Annotated in this window: 16 protein-coding genes; 3 read left to right on the forward strand and 13 right to left on the reverse strand. The window is 53.6% G+C overall.

The genetic code is table 11. From position 1 onward, the window contains the following. The first annotated feature begins 484 nt into the window (after positions 1-484). A complete protein-coding gene (locus tag D3H35_RS26715) occupies positions 485-1075 on the forward strand; it encodes a transposase (RefSeq protein ID WP_119152175.1) in 591 nt (196 codons plus the stop codon). An 83-nt stretch (positions 1076-1158) separates the two neighbouring features. On the opposite strand, the gene D3H35_RS26720 is transcribed toward D3H35_RS26715, so the two are convergent. The 3 genes from D3H35_RS26720 to D3H35_RS26730 all read right to left on the reverse strand — a co-directional run bounded on the left by D3H35_RS26720 (position 1159) and on the right by D3H35_RS26730 (position 2811). After that, complete coding sequence (locus D3H35_RS26720) at positions 1159-1401, reverse strand: DUF3892 domain-containing protein (protein ID WP_119152176.1); 243 nt, start codon at positions 1399-1401, stop codon at positions 1159-1161. Positions 1402-1473: 72 nt separating this feature from the next. Then, complete coding sequence (locus D3H35_RS26725) at positions 1474-2418, reverse strand: RluA family pseudouridine synthase (protein WP_147355956.1); 945 nt, start codon at positions 2416-2418, stop codon at positions 1474-1476. Between the two features lie 90 nt (positions 2419-2508). Further along, on the reverse strand, positions 2509-2811 hold the full coding sequence (locus tag D3H35_RS26730; RefSeq protein WP_119152234.1) for an ArsR/SmtB family transcription factor: 303 nt from the start codon (positions 2809-2811) through the stop codon (positions 2509-2511). A gap of 220 nt (positions 2812-3031) precedes the next feature. Between D3H35_RS26730 and D3H35_RS26735 the strand changes: the two genes are divergently transcribed. Then, a complete protein-coding gene (locus tag D3H35_RS26735) occupies positions 3032-3367 on the forward strand; it encodes a LytTR family DNA-binding domain-containing protein (protein ID WP_119152178.1) in 336 nt (111 codons plus the stop codon). 65 nt (positions 3368-3432) lie between these two features. On the opposite strand, the gene D3H35_RS26740 is transcribed toward D3H35_RS26735, so the two are convergent. After that, a complete protein-coding gene (locus D3H35_RS26740; RefSeq protein ID WP_119152179.1) occupies positions 3433-4227 on the reverse strand; it encodes a pyruvate, water dikinase regulatory protein in 795 nt (264 codons plus the stop codon). A 40-nt stretch (positions 4228-4267) separates the two neighbouring features. Continuing rightward, positions 4268-4915: a helix-turn-helix transcriptional regulator gene (locus tag D3H35_RS26745; RefSeq protein WP_119152180.1), complete on the reverse strand. Its 648-nt coding sequence runs from the start codon at positions 4913-4915 to the stop codon at positions 4268-4270. A gap of 525 nt (positions 4916-5440) precedes the next feature. On the opposite strand from D3H35_RS26745, the gene add reads away from it, so the two are divergent. Continuing rightward, complete coding sequence (add, locus tag D3H35_RS26750; protein WP_119152181.1) at positions 5441-6463, forward strand: adenosine deaminase; 1023 nt, start codon at positions 5441-5443, stop codon at positions 6461-6463. 61 nt (positions 6464-6524) lie between these two features. Here add and D3H35_RS26755 read toward each other — a convergent pair whose 3' ends face one another. The 8 genes from D3H35_RS26755 to D3H35_RS26785 form a co-directional block, all read right to left on the reverse strand. Next, the gene (locus D3H35_RS26755) at positions 6525-7172 is read right to left on the reverse strand and encodes a bifunctional 4-hydroxy-2-oxoglutarate aldolase/2-dehydro-3-deoxy-phosphogluconate aldolase (RefSeq protein WP_119152182.1); all 648 of its coding nucleotides are present in this window, start codon (positions 7170-7172) and stop codon (positions 6525-6527) included. Between the two features lie 67 nt (positions 7173-7239). Continuing rightward, positions 7240-8205: a class II fructose-bisphosphatase gene (gene glpX / locus D3H35_RS26760; protein ID WP_119152183.1), complete on the reverse strand. Its 966-nt coding sequence runs from the start codon at positions 8203-8205 to the stop codon at positions 7240-7242. Positions 8206-8374: 169 nt separating this feature from the next. Next, a complete protein-coding gene (locus D3H35_RS26765; RefSeq protein WP_119152184.1) occupies positions 8375-9994 on the reverse strand; it encodes a DUF2339 domain-containing protein in 1620 nt (539 codons plus the stop codon). Next, positions 9991-10707 carry a YwaF family protein gene (locus D3H35_RS26770; protein ID WP_119152185.1) on the reverse strand — a complete coding sequence of 239 codons (717 nt, stop codon included), beginning with the start codon at positions 10705-10707 and terminating at the stop codon, positions 9991-9993. Before D3H35_RS26770 ends, D3H35_RS26765 begins: the two co-directional genes overlap by 4 nt. Positions 10708-10911: 204 nt before the next feature. Then, on the reverse strand, positions 10912-11616 hold the full coding sequence (locus D3H35_RS26775; protein WP_119152186.1) for a response regulator transcription factor: 705 nt from the start codon (positions 11614-11616) through the stop codon (positions 10912-10914). Next, positions 11609-11857 carry an ATP-binding protein gene (locus tag D3H35_RS26780; RefSeq protein ID WP_233568180.1) on the reverse strand — a complete coding sequence of 83 codons (249 nt, stop codon included), beginning with the start codon at positions 11855-11857 and terminating at the stop codon, positions 11609-11611. Before D3H35_RS26780 ends, D3H35_RS26775 begins: the two co-directional genes overlap by 8 nt. 8 nt (positions 11858-11865) lie before the next feature. Then, positions 11866-12999 (reverse strand): ATP-binding protein, encoded by a 1134-nt coding sequence (locus D3H35_RS33055; RefSeq protein ID WP_233568181.1) that lies wholly within the window; start codon positions 12997-12999, stop codon positions 11866-11868. A gap of 121 nt (positions 13000-13120) precedes the next feature. After that, the gene (locus D3H35_RS26785; protein ID WP_119152188.1) at positions 13121-13828 is read right to left on the reverse strand and encodes a FadR/GntR family transcriptional regulator; all 708 of its coding nucleotides are present in this window, start codon (positions 13826-13828) and stop codon (positions 13121-13123) included. Positions 13829-13942: the final 114 nt, after the last annotated feature.

Genomic DNA, 13942 nt, shown 5'->3' on the forward strand with positions numbered 1-13942 from the left:
ACCCCATTTTCAGAAAACTCAGCAAAAAATTTGTCGCCCCCATTAACTAACAAAACCCGTAGCTCCCAGCCTCATTCCGGCCGAGATACATCCTTCATTCTACCTCCTTTTACTTATGAGAATATTGTCGAAAAAAAGAGCACCCGGGCTGCTGACAGCCGGCGCTCCGTCTTCTATTAGATGATACATGGTATTAGCGATGCTGCAAGCCGTTTGGTTCCAACGCAGCTTGTTTCGGAATTCGACAGGCATACCACGAGCAAGTGAGAACCGCGCACTAGCTCATTGCCCCTGTAACCCCAAGCCGTATGTCTTCACCACAAACACATCCCATTATCCCATTCGATCAGAAAAAGCTGTATTTTTTAAATCCGAAACAAAATCCAAAACAGCTGCAATTCATCCAAAAAAAATCTTGAAAATAGAACATACGTTCGATATAATTAAAACAGAAATTATGAACGTTTAGTCGGGAGGATCGCCGATGATGACGGAATTACCCGCTTTCGAGTCTTTTTGTCACCAGTACAGCTCCGAACAAGCTTGCGCCGAAGCGTTGTTTCATGCCCGATGGCCGGACGGCTTTCGGTGCCCGACTTGCCGTCACTCTCACTACTATTTGACCCGCACACGCAGGATGCCTCTCTACGAGTGCCGCTCTTGTCGCGTGCAGACATCCGTTATCGCCGGTACGATTATGGAAGGCAGCTCGACTCCTTTAACCCGTTGGTTTCAGGCTCTTTTTCTCATTGCCAGCCCTTCCGGCATCAGCTCGTCCAAATTATCGAAAATCATTCAAGTTACCTATAAAACCGCCTGGCTAATCGCAAGAAAAATCCGTCATGTCATGCAAAGGGCCGATCAGTACGATCCTTTGTCCGGTCTTGTGAGAGTCAATCATATGAAATACGGCTACAGCTATTACCAGGATGCCCAGCAGCCTCTTCTAATAGGCGGCGCTTTCACGGCATCGGCGCAAAACATACCTTCCACCGATTTAATAGGATCGATGAGCAGTACCAAAACAGAAGAATCACGGCCTCAACTAAATAATCGCATACCTACTCAGGCTTGAGCCGCGGAGACTCAACGCAAAAAGCTCCGCGACCGTTCGTTCGGATCGCGGAGTTGTTATCGCAGGCTTATCGTAATTATCGGTCAAAAAGTCGGCATGTTATCCAAGTTATTATCCTCCCGGCCATCGGGATCCGATCTCAGATGCTCGTCTCCGTCTCTGCCGCGAAACACGTTCAATCCGGCGATCTGCTCGGCTTTGACCATTTGCTGGGCTGTTTTGTAGTCCACCGCGCGGCCGGAAGACAGCTTCAGCTCGACGATATCTCCGTCACCGTTTTTACGTACGGCGACGACCTGCTCCTTGCCGCTCGAGTTCAATTCCATCCTCGCACCCCCTCTCTACACCTAGGATGGTTAAAAGAGGGACTTCCTATGCAAGGGAACGGGATGGCGGCTTTACGGAAGCGACACTCCCAGCTTGTCCATCATATCGCGGAAAAGCTGAGGGAGCGGCGCCTTAAACTCCTTGCCGTCAGGCAACGTTATCCTCCATGCATGCAGCAGTTGATGATTGACGCCGGCAAAAGGCTTTCCTCCATATTTGACATCCCCGAGCAGAGAGTGGCCGATGCTCTGAAAATGGGTGCGGATTTGATGAGTTCGGCCGCTAATAAGCTCGACCTCGACCAACGTGTAGCCTCCTCCGCTCGCTAGTGCCCGGTACCTCGTCGTTGCTTCCTTTTCCTGTCCCGACGCCTTCTCGCCAGACTTCTCTCCGACGACTAGAGTTCGATTGCTTCCCTCTTCGCGAACGAGTGCACCAGCTATTTCTCCTTCGCCGGAAAGCCGCCCTTGAACGAGCGTTACGTAAAACTTCTCCATTTCTCTTTTTTGAATCGATTGGTTCAATCGATGAAGCGATCCGGCGGTCTTGCCGACCAACACAAGCCCGCTCGTGTTTCGGTCAAGCCTGTTCGCAGAAGCGGGCATGAAGAGTCCGCTGTCCAGAAGTCCTTTGCGGTATAAATAAGCATGTACCCGGTTAATGAGAGTGTCCTTCTGATCGGTTTGATCCGGATGGGTGAGCATGCCGGCCGGCTTATTCACGACGAGCAATTCGTCGTCTTCGTATACGACATCGATATTCGCGTTTACGCCGATATACTTCGTCTTTTTTTGGCCGACGCTCGCTTCTTCATACTTCGCTTCTTCCATGTAGATCGACAGCTCGTCCCCGGCTGCGAGCTCGTAGTTTTGATTTTTCCGTTTTCCGTTCACTTTTACTTTCCCTTGATCGATCATTTTATAAATTTGTCCCAACGGCAGATTGGGCATTAACCCTCGCAGCAATCTATGAAGCTTCTTGCCGCTCTCCGAAGCGGTAATTTTACGATTCATCATTCGCTTAAGCACTCCCTGTTTTTCTATCGGAATAATCTTTCTCAACCGCAAACCTAAGCATCCAACCCATCGCTCGTTCGTGCCGGCGCCTCAGATGATATTTCCATCGGAAGAACCCGGGCTTGGCAACTGAATTTCGACGGCACTTTCCTTCAGCATGCACATCTTGTGAGTGCCGCCTTCCTTGCGAACCATTTTCGTCTCGATCAATTCCGCAGCCTCGAGCTTGCGAATATGCATTGTTAAAATCGCCGCACTTAAGTTCAAGCGCTGGGCCAGCACCTTCACATTCATCGGCTTCTCCGCCAGCAATTCCAGCACGCTCAAGCGTACCCCGCTGGCAAGCGCTTCGTATAACGGCAGCCATTTGCGATCGGTATTCGCTCTAATCACGGGCGACTCCGCCTTCCAATGCATTATCCATTTCTTTTGATTAATATAAATGTAAATCCTAAATTAATCAAACCTATTGCAGATGGAAGATGCGATCAACGGATGGTCGGTTTTTGTAAGAAGTCCTAATTTTTTTTAGAATTGCCTCTTCCCAATAAGGTGAAATGTGATATAATGAAAGCGCTACCAAGCACATCACTCTAAAGGGGGACGTTTTGGAATGATGAATGTAGCGCTGGAGGAGAAGAACGTCTACGAAGACTTCGAGCCGCGCTCCGATACGTTGTTTTTCAAGGTCGGTTCACACGGCCTTATCAGCTTCCACGGACGGAACTACAATATCAAGAAGAAATTGTCCGCCGAGGAACGGAATCGTTTGCTTTCTGACTCCAATTTCTATCGCGTCGCCTCTGACTGCTACGTCAACGTCGGGAAAATATCGCATATCGAAGAGGACGGCCTTCACTTTGGCAATTGTACGAAGTCGGTTTCCTGCTCCAAGCGGGTGCAGCACTACGTTATGCAAATGATGCAAGGCTCGCCTCGCGTCGGTTAACGAACGGACGCCAAAAGACCGAAAGCTTCGGCTATACGCCAAATCTTCCGGTCTTTTTCTTTTCTCTATAAATAGGACATAATAATGCCCGCCGTCTCCTCGATCGCACGCTCCGTCACGTCGATAACCGGACAGCTCAACCGTCCCATGATTTCGTCCGCGAAGCGAATTTCCTTCTCGATTCTCTCTAGCGATGCGTAATGGGCCTGGCTTGGAAGCCCCAGCGCCTTCAACCGCTCCAGTCGAATTTTCAGCAGCCTTTCCGGCTGCATAGTCAGTCCGATGACGAGCCGATCCTTCAGCTTGAAAAGCTCCTCAGGCGGCTTCACTTCGATCGTAATCGGGTAATTGGCGGTTTTGATGCCTTTATGCGCGAGAAACACGCTTAACGGAGTTTTCGAAGTCCGCGATACTCCGACGAGAACGACCTGCGCCTGCAGCAAGCCTCGGGCGTCTTTTCCGTCGTCGTATTTAACGGCGAACTCAATCGCCTCGATTTTGCGAAAATACGACTCATCCATTTCGTGAAGCAAGCCCGGCTTGTATTTCGGGGAGTCGTTGAACGTATCGATAAAAGCTTGCATCATCGGCCCCATCACATCGACCGCTCGAACGCCAAGCCGGACCGTCTCTTCGCGCATCGTATCCCGGAGCTCCGGCTGCACGAGCGTGTAGGCGATAAATCCGCCGTTGTCAGACGCTTCCCTTACGATCGCTTTCACTTCATCCTCATGCTTAATATTGCCGTACCGCTTGACTTTCACCTGCTCGGTGGCGAATTGGCGCAGCGTTGCTTTGGCGACCGCTTCCGCCGTCTCGCCGATTGCATCCGAGCAAACAAAAATCGTTTTGTCTCTCATTTCCGGCATCCCTTCTCCCCCTGCCCGCTCCGCCATGCCGCTACAAGTCCGACGTCAATTCGACCAGAGCCTGCGTCATGGTCGTCTTGGATATCCGTCCAACGACTTCCAGCCGACTCCGTCTATCCGTTCCGCCGTTTCCGCTGCTTTTGACGACCGGCATACCGCCTATTTGATGGTCGAGCAGCTTTTTGGCCGCTTCCCATACCGTATCTTCCGGTGTAACCGTCATAACGCGCGGAAGCCTCGTCATCACCATGCTGATCGGGATCGATGCCGCGTTCGGATTTCCCAGCGTCACTTTCAGCAAGTCCTTGAGCGATACCAGTCCGGCCAGCCCTCCGTCCGAATCCGTTACGGCAAGAATGCCGGTATTTTCCACAAAAAGGCTAATGACGGCATCGTTCACGGTCGCTTGCTCGGGAATAACGACAGGTCTTCCCATTACATCCTTCACCTTAAGGCGCATCAGCTTTTCTTTAACCTTGCCGTCCGTGGACAACTGCTTGCCCAGAAAATAGCCTACCTTCGGCTTCGCGTCAATATAACCGAGCATGACGAGAACGGACAAGTCGGACCGGATGGTCGGACGGCTGATCCCGAGCGATTCCGCGATTTGCTCTCCGGTTATCGGAGCATGCCCTTTCACTCGTTCGATAATTTCCAGTTGCCTTGGAGTAAGTTCGATGCTCGCTCCCTCCTTTGGTTACGGCTTCGGTACTTTCTCCCAGTCCTTCAAAAACCGTTCGATTCCGGAAAACTTCATACGAGTATCGTCCCTTCATTAGAGAAGTTGTCCGTAAAAGTTAACGGATGCTTGTTTTATTATTGTATATCATAAACATAATTATGACACAATATATAACAGCTCACGTTTAAATACGATGTATATTTATTTTTTGTGCCATTATCCCCTTCGATCAGTTTGCGCAGTCAACAATTTGCTCTGAACTTCGTCTAGTTTCGTTTCACAGGCAATGTTGAGGCTTAACGCTTTTTCTGATCCGAAGGGATAATGGGACGGTTTGCCAAATGACGCGACGGGATAGCGGCACGATATTCGCATGCGCCGATCGGCATCGAAATCTTCCCGAAAATTATTGCCTTTTCCACTATGTTACCATATCCATCAGGCTTTCTTTTATGTTATGTTATATGACATATATTCTGCCAACCCTAAATGAAAAGCCATTTTTTTAAGGAGGAACTTGACATGGTGCGTGATGATTCTCTTCGTTTTTTACCGAAAGTCGATCTTCACCTTCATCTTGACGGCTGCGTAAGCCCGGATACACTCGCGGAGCTGGCCGCTCAAGAAAATGTCCCTCTCCCGGCGAAAGATCGCGCGGGACTACTCCCCTATATGCAGGTGAAAGACGATTGCGTAAGCTTGAAGGATTATTTGACCAAGTTCGACTTCGTCCTGCCGCTTCTCCAGACGGGGGAAGCGTTGGAGCGTGTTGCCTATGAAACGGTCGAGCAGGCGGCGCGCCAACGAACGATGTATCTCGAAGTCAGATTTGCGCCTCAGCTTCACCGTCTGCGCGGAATGTCAGCCGAAGAGACAATCGGGCACGTTATCGGCGGGCTTCGGCGAGGCGAGAAGGATTTCGGCGTCAAATCGCGCGTCATTGCCATCTGTATGAGACATCATCCCGAACGGTTGAACCTGGAAGTTATCGAAGCGGCTTCCGCCTATCTGGGCAAAGGGCTCGGCGCCGTCGATCTGGCCGGAGACGAAGCGTCGTTTCCGGCGCACCGCTTTCGCAGCGTATTCACCCTTGCGAATCGCAAAAGCATCCCCGTTACGATTCACGCCGGCGAAGCGGCCGGTCCCGCCAACATTCGCGAAGCGGTGAATCGGCTTGGAGCGGCGCGAATTGGCCACGGAGTCAGACTGCGCGAGGACCCCGATCTCCGCAGTGCGATTAGAAACAGCCGCATTCCGCTAGAGCTTTGTCCGACGAGCAACCTTCAGACGAAAGCCGTCTCTCGTTGGGACGATTATCCGATCAGGGATTATTTCGAGGACGGCATTCTCGTCACCGTCAATACGGACAATCCGACCGTATCGGGCACCGATATGACGACGGAGTACCGAATATTGCGCGAACGGTTCGGTTTTACGCTTCGGGAGCTAGGCCAGCTTACACTGAACGGTGTTGAGGCCGCTTTTTTGGAGCCAAATGAAAAGAAATTATTGAAAAAGGAAATAGAGCAGGCTTTGCCGCTATGAAATCAAAAAACCCTCTTGCCGATGAAGCAAGAGGGTTTTTTGATTCTATTGGAACGTTTCGTTAGTGCGTCCCATTTGTCGCTTTTGCCGCCGCTACAAAAGAGCGCGCATGCTTCGTTAACGCTTCGTAGTCGCCCGATCGGATCATCCCTCTGTCGAGCAGGCCGTTGCCCAAGCCGACGGCGACCGCTCCCGCATCGAGTACCGACCGAATGTTTTGCGGGTTAACGCCTCCCGTAGCGATAATCGGGATTTGATCGAGCGGGGCGCGGATTTCCTTCAAGTAGCCAATGCCGAGCGAAGCGAACGGAAACAGCTTCACGGCCGATGCGCCGGCTTGGTACGCCCGGACAATTTCCGTAGGCGTCATCGCTCCCGGCCAGACGTCTACCCCTTGCTCAACTCCATACGCGACGATACTTTCATCCAAATGGGGAGAAATTAAATATTGCGCCCCGGCGGCGATCGCTTCCTTGGCCTGGCCCAAATCGAGAACCGTGCCCGCCCCGATGTGCAGCCGATCTCCCGTATTCGCTCTCAACAGGGAGATCATCTCCAAAGCGCCATCCGTATTAAGCGTCACCTCCAGCAGACGAATCCCTCCGTCTGCCAAGGCGTTCGCAACCGGCTCGATCCGATCGGCGCCGATTCCTCTGGCGATAGCCACCATTTGATGTTCGATCAGTTGTTGCAGCAATAAGCTTGGCATGTTCGGCTCCTTTGACGCGGCTTTTCCAACCAGTGTACACCCTTGGAATGGAAAAGGAAACCGCCGCTCAGCTCTCTAGCAGCGTCTTGCTCGGCAAATAATGAAGCGAACGGATGAAGCGGATCGTCCGCGTCTTGGCGCGCATAACGATGGAATGGGTTTCCGCCCTCTGGTCCGGCAAATACCGCACTCCTCCCAAAAACTCCCCTGGCGTCACGCCCGTCGCGGCGAAAATAACGTCCCCATCGCCGATCATATCTTCCATCGTCAACACCTTATAAGGATCCTCGATGCCCATTTGAATGCAGCGATCGTACTCTTTGCCGTCGGATGGCATTAGCCTTCCCTGCAGCTCTCCGCCCAAGCATTTGAGCGCAGCGGCGGCGAGAACGCCTTCCGGGGCGCCTCCGGAGCCTACGTACAGGTCGATTCCCGCTTCGGGAAAAGCGGGAGCCATCGCTCCGGCCACATCCCCGTCGGATAGAAATTTAATCCTTACTCCCACTTTGCGAAGCGTCTTGATGAGCGAATCGTGGCGGGCACGATCCAATATCATAACCGTCAGCTCGCGCACCGGCTTTTGCAGCGCCTCGGCCGCTTTTCGCAGCGTCACTTCGATCGGATCCGTAATGCTCACTTTGCCGACGAGCTGCGGACCTACGGCCAGCTTCTCCATATACATATCCGGCGCATGCAGCAGGTTGCCTTTATCCGCAACGGCGATAACGGACATCGCGTTGTTCAACCCTTTGGCGACGATCTCCGTTCCCTCCAGCGGATCGACCGCGACGTCAACCTCAGGTCCGTTCAGGCTTCCAACTCGCTCGCCGATATAAAGCATCGGGGCCTCGTCCATTTCCCCTTCGCCGATGACGACCGTGCCTTTGACCGAAATGGAATCGAACATCGCCCGCATAGCCGAAGTAGCCGCTCCGTCCGCATGGTGCTTATTTCCTCTGCCCATCCACGGCGCGGATGCCAACGCCGCAAGCTCCGTCACGCGCACGATTTCCAATGCTAGCTCTCTTTCCATTCCTTACTCCCCCGTCCCCTTTTCGAATCACATTTATTATATATCATATAAATATATATGACACAATATATAAAGAGTTTTCTCATTAATATGACGTATTTAAAAGCCCATATGATTTTTACGACAAATAAGACGCCCTCGAAAGGGCGCCTGTCGGCAGACGGCTCATTTATGGAGAAACTCCCGTATCCGAATCGTTGGAGCTCAAGGGCGTTTCGCTTGCCGTCTGTTTACCGCCCCATTTTCCGTTGACCCAAGAGATCAGGAACGAAAGCAGACCAAGCAGCAGCATTGCGAGAACCTTGTACAGCGTCTCTTCTCCGCTTAGGTCGAAGAAAATCGCTTTGACGGCTACGATAACGAGGACGACGGATCCAAACCAGACGAAAAGCTTCTGCTTATTATACGATCCCCACAGGAATAGCAGGACGGCGTACACTCCCCATGCGACCGAGAGTGAAATCTGTAGCAGCGAAGCGCCGGACGGGTTGATGACATATTCTTCGAATACATTCTCGATCTGAACGGTCAGCAAACCGCCGATGATAATGTGCGAGAGCAGCGCATACAGGTTGGCCAGCACTTTCTCGTCCTGAACGCTTGCAAATTTGCCAACCGGATTTTTTGCCAAATAAAAACCGATCGCAGCGAGAACAATCCAGGAGATCGCGCCCCAGTTCAGGAATGGAATATAGACGCCGAACCATTCGCCCCGAGGCGTATCCCATGTCACCGCGAACCAATAGCAGCATACGACGACCCAAATCGGAATAGCGATCCATTGCAAAATCGGCAGTCGTCTGTTCCGGCCGATACCGATCAGCGCTACGACGACCGCGCTCCACAAATACACGTTGATCAGCGGCTTCGACTCAAGGCCCGCCCCCGTCTGAGCAGCGGCTATCAGCAGCAGAAGCGCTCCTCCAAAGCCGTGGCTAAGCGAATACAGGGCGGCTTTTCCGGTCATTTTGTATACGAATGCTCCGGCAATCAAGTAGATCGCGCCGATCATGGCAACCGTTGCTGCCGCCGGTACGTCTCCATTCCAGATGTACAGCGCCCAACAGCCGAACAGCACCCCGTTCGTCAGACTCAAATACAAATTCCAGCCGTCGAAGCAGCGATTGTTCCCCCATGAGGCATAGAGGAAGCCGGCGATGTATAAAACGAATGCGGCAAAAGCGTAGCGGATCGGCATGCTCCAGAGCCCTTCCATAAGAGGCTGGAACTTCACGAAATAGATCGCGTAAAGCACCCATGTTCCCCCAAAGGCGGCGATTCGAAGCTCGCTCCATCTTTTGGCGACGCTTAGAAAGAAGTAAGCCGCGTTAAGCACGAGCAGGAACAGGAACAACGTGAACACCTGATCCGTCTCCGGCTGCATGAGCATTGGGGATACGAGTCCGCCGGCCAAAGCGATGTTCATGAGCAGCCTCGAATCGAAGCGAAACGCGTAAGCCGAGACGAGCGCCGTAACCGTGCCCATCGCGATCAGAACGGTAATCGACGGCCACATGTCGTAGAAAATGCCTGCGAACGAGAACGTCGCGAACAATATGCATGCCCCCGTTCCGATGACGATTTCAGAGACGACCGATTGTCTGGAGCGAACGGTCGCCGACAAGCCGCCGAGTGCGAGGCCTACCCCGACGACGAGTCCGGCTCCGATTTTCATCGCGTCCGACACCCAGCCTTGATCGATCGAGTAGCGAAAAAACGTCACGAACGCGGCGACGACGAACAACACTCCTACCAAAGACGTCCAATGCTTCCGAATGTTCGAATTCAAGTTCGTTCAACCTCCTTGGAATGAGCCTTTGCCTTCATGACGCGGTCCGTCAGCCGGACGATTGCTAGCAAGAGCAGGCAAAGAGCGATAGCGACCAGTTCCAGTTCGAGCAAATACCACGGCCATGGAGCGAGCAGATCCAGCAGCGAAGCGGTGGACGGCTTGCGCGCCAGAAACATGAAGTTGGTGCCGACCGCCGCATTCGTTATTGCCGCAGGTATGGCTAGCAGATGCAGCCAGCCGAGCGCCCGCAGCGCCGAACGGAAATTCGGCCTGTAGCCGTCGACAGCGGTCAGCAGCACCGGTACGGCGACGATAGCGATATGCCCGGCAAAAAAATGAAAGTAACGAAATTGAGGAAACGTCTCGTCGAGATTCGGAGTAAGCAGCGCCTGCAGAGCGCCCAGAATCCCGAGAAAAAATACAATTTCGTATAGAACCCGGTTTCTCCAAAAGCACAAAACGGCGGAAAGCCAAACCATGATGCTGCATAGCTGGAACGGAAGCGCCTCGTACCCCCATTCGCCCGCCATTGCGTACGAGGCTTGCAAGGCGGCTTCGCAGCCGGCCAGCGTAGCCGCAAGCCCGATGCGAACGGCTCGATTCGCCCGCGGGCTTCGCAGCCTGTTCCGTCCAAGGACAATCGCCGCCACGACAACCGCAGCGACGGCCAGGGCGGCCCAATGAGCCGGCGAGAATGCCTCGAATCCCATCTTGCTTCCTCCTTCAATCGTTTGCGCTGTCGTTATCAAGCTTCCACATCTCCATCATAAAAAAACGGCATAAAAAGAATAGTACCAACTTTACTTGGTACCTACTCTTTTATGCCGTTGCGAATTGCCTTATACTTCTTGCTGCGTGCCGCGTGTTTCTTACCGCTTTCCGCTTGTCGCACGCCTCTCCTTACCTAATTGCCGCTAGCCCTTCTTCTCGCCGTTCCCGCTGCCGAACAGTCCCATTTCCTTCGCCTGCCGAGCCGCATCCTTGGAGCCGCCGAGCCGCAGCTTCTTCAAAATGCTGTTGATGTGGTTTTTGACCGTTCGGATCGACACGACCAGCCTGTCTGCGATTTGGGATTGAGAGTAGCCCTGATCAATCAGCTCCAGCAATTGCAGCTCGGACGGCGTAATTAGCTCGCGCATTTTGTGCGCTTCGAACTCCCTCTCGAGCCGTCTCAGCCTGCGGAATTCCTCCCGCATTCGCTCGGCCGCCGCTGCGCTGATCGGCGCCTCCCGTCTGGCGGCTTGCCGGATCGCTTCCGGCAGTGTTTCGTAATTCGATTTGATCTGATAGTCGATCGCACCGGCCTGAAACGAACGGAAAATAAACTCCTTCTCCTCCATCGACGTCAGCATGATAACCCGCGCTCCCGTTGCCGAAGCCGTTTCCTCCGCCAGTGCGATACCTTCCGGAACGTCGTTCAGCATAATATCCATCAGCACGACGTCGGGAGCGCTGCGACCGTCCTCCGATTCGAGTCTGTGACGTACCTCCTCGGGACTGTCGGAAGCAAATTCGACGGAGATTCCGTTCTGGCCGCCAAGATAAGCTTTCAATCCGCGAAGCCAATCGGGATCGTCCTCCACGATCCATATCCGAACGGAACTGTCCGTATCAGCCATTCCGATTTCCCCCTTCCATCCAGACCGCCTTAACGCTGCGCTTAGGAAACGTCATGTACACGCTCGTGCCGACTCCCGGCTTGCTGCGAAGGTGAAGCGATCCGCCGTGCTTTCTCATCACTTGATAAGCGTAAGGCAGCCCTAATCCGAAGCTTAATCCGGCGCCGCCCTTCGTCGTGTAGAAAGGCTCCAGCGCTTTCGCCGCCTGCGCCTTATCCATGCCCGGCCCCGTATCGCGCACTTCGACCGTCAGCTCTCTTTTTCCGGCGATAAGCGCGACCGACAGCTCCCCCGGCCCTTCATCGCTTCGATTGCGTTGGCTGCGACGTTTGCGAGCGCCTCGCCCGCTTGCGCCGAATCGAGTCGGCACCGCCACCCTTCGGCTAGAGTCAGATTCAACTTAATGTCCTCTAGCCTCGGCTCGAATGAAGCCAACGTCGATCGAATCAGCTCGGCGGGATCAAGCTCCCGCACCTCAAGGCGCAAATCTTCGGTCCTGCGATGCACCTTCGCCAGCATCTCCTGCATATGCAGCGATGCGGACAGCACGGTTTCGGCGTCCGCGAGCAATTCCGCTTGATTTGTTTGCGCGGCGTAGGCTTTCATTTTCTCCGCGAACAGTCTCATTTTTCCGGCATCGTTCTTGATAGCGTGGTTCAAAATCGCGGTGCCGGACGTAACGGCGCGAAACGTGGAATCGAGCCTTCGGCGATCGATCAGCACTCGCACTCCCATGAAGCCGTAAGTGAACAGCCCGATGACAAAAACCGCGACGCCGACTCCGACGAACCACGTGTTGTACACCCACATGCGCAAATGCCCGAAGCTCGGAAGCACGTAATTCATCACCATGGATAAAAGAACAGGCGTCAATACCGCAATGCAGACCACCCAATATGTCGGCGAAAACGCGAGATTGCGAGGTCTGCGAACGAGTATATGGACGGTTCCATAGACGATATAGGGAACGGCCCACCAGACGACGACTTTGAACGTAACCGGGTACGTTTCGTTGTACGCTGGCGTGAACAGCAAGCATCCAACGATAGGAAGCAGGAGTATGACCGGAAGAGCTTTGCGCCAATTGCGAGACAAAGCAGCGGGTCGAAAAGAGAGCGCAAACAGCAAGAAGGCGTACGGAACGCCGTAATAGGACAGCAGCGAGCCGCACGCTTTTACCGAATCCAGAGCGCGAATAAGACCGACGCCCTCTTCGTAGTTTGTTTGCAAGTAGGGGATGAACTGAAAGTCAAGCACGGCGGCAAATGCCCCCGCCCCGCCGCAAAAAGCGACTCTGCTCAACCGGCGAACGGTCTGGGCCTTCGGATCGGACGCCAGCAAGAAAAAAGCGATCGCCCATAACGCTATCCATACGAAAAGCATGAAGATACCTCGAGGCAGTTTAGGATTCCACTTATTTCGACATTTGGAACCGTTAACCCTTTTTATCCGTCAAAAGCCCCGAAAAACAGAAAAAGATCTGCTCTCCGGGGCTAACATTACGCTAAATATACTTTTTCAGGATGTCGCCGACATGGAGCAAATGCCGTCTCATGCAATCGCTAGCCGCCTCTGGATTGCCTTCAGAGACAGCGTGAAAAATCGCCGAGTGTTCTTCGTACAGTTTTTCCGCTACCGTATGATTGGCGTACAGCTCCACCCGGCGAACCTCGCGGATCGCCGTCTCCATCTGGCCGACTATCGATTCGAACAGTCTGACCATAATCGAATTGTGCGTCATACGGGCTAACGTCAAGTGAAAGAGAAGATCGGTTCGCTCGCCTTCCGCGTCGTCTCCGACCGCCCTCTCCATCTCGGCGATAATTTGGCTCATCGCTGCCAAATCCTCGTCCGTCCGCTTGACGGCGGCAATAGCGGCATTCGATACTTCGAGCGCTTCGCGGGCTTCCAGCAGCTCAAGCACCGTCGCTCGGTTAAGCCGCAGCGACTGAAGCTCGGGAAGAGACACTTCGGCGGGCGCAGTCGCGATAACGGTACAGCCTCCGCCCTGGCGGATGTCGATCAGTCCCATCGCCTTCAAGGCGCTGAGCGCTTCCCTCGTCGTCGATCGCCCCACTCCGAACCGCTCGGACAAATCCTTGGTCGGCGGCAGCTTATCGCCGGGCTTGAGCGAGCCGTCTTCGATAAGACGACGGAGCCGCTCCGTAATTTCCTCATAGTGATTGCGCTTCGTCAACTTCGTCCATTCCACCCGCCGAATGCCCCTTTCCGCTTTCTCTGCAACTATCGCTTGTCCGCATCTCGCTCAATCGCCGAGCATACACACCGAACATATCGATTGTTTGTCATTCGGTGCAACCGCGGC

It is taken from the genome of Cohnella faecalis, assembly GCF_003570905.1.
Lineage (GTDB): Bacteria > Bacillota > Bacilli > Paenibacillales > Paenibacillaceae > Cohnella > Cohnella faecalis.

Coding starts and splice junctions, on each gene's coding strand:
- add (WP_119152181.1), top strand. CDS start 5,441: ATGGTGCGTGATGATTCTCTTCGTTTTTTACCGAAAGTCGATCTTCAC.
- D3H35_RS33055 (WP_233568181.1), bottom strand. CDS start 12,999: ATGCTTTTCGTATGGATAGCGTTATGGGCGATCGCTTTTTTCTTGCTG.
- D3H35_RS26715 (WP_119152175.1), top strand. CDS start 485: ATGATGACGGAATTACCCGCTTTCGAGTCTTTTTGTCACCAGTACAGC.
- D3H35_RS26740 (WP_119152179.1), bottom strand. CDS start 4,227: ATGAGAGACAAAACGATTTTTGTTTGCTCGGATGCAATCGGCGAGACG.
- D3H35_RS26735 (WP_119152178.1), top strand. CDS start 3,032: ATGATGAATGTAGCGCTGGAGGAGAAGAACGTCTACGAAGACTTCGAG.
- D3H35_RS26720 (WP_119152176.1), bottom strand. CDS start 1,401: ATGGAATTGAACTCGAGCGGCAAGGAGCAGGTCGTCGCCGTACGTAAA.
- D3H35_RS26770 (WP_119152185.1), bottom strand. CDS start 10,707: ATGGGATTCGAGGCATTCTCGCCGGCTCATTGGGCCGCCCTGGCCGTC.
- D3H35_RS26775 (WP_119152186.1), bottom strand. CDS start 11,616: ATGGCTGATACGGACAGTTCCGTTCGGATATGGATCGTGGAGGACGAT.
- glpX (WP_119152183.1), bottom strand. CDS start 8,205: ATGGAAAGAGAGCTAGCATTGGAAATCGTGCGCGTGACGGAGCTTGCG.
- D3H35_RS26755 (WP_119152182.1), bottom strand. CDS start 7,172: ATGCCAAGCTTATTGCTGCAACAACTGATCGAACATCAAATGGTGGCT.
- D3H35_RS26725 (WP_147355956.1), bottom strand. CDS start 2,418: ATGATGAATCGTAAAATTACCGCTTCGGAGAGCGGCAAGAAGCTTCAT.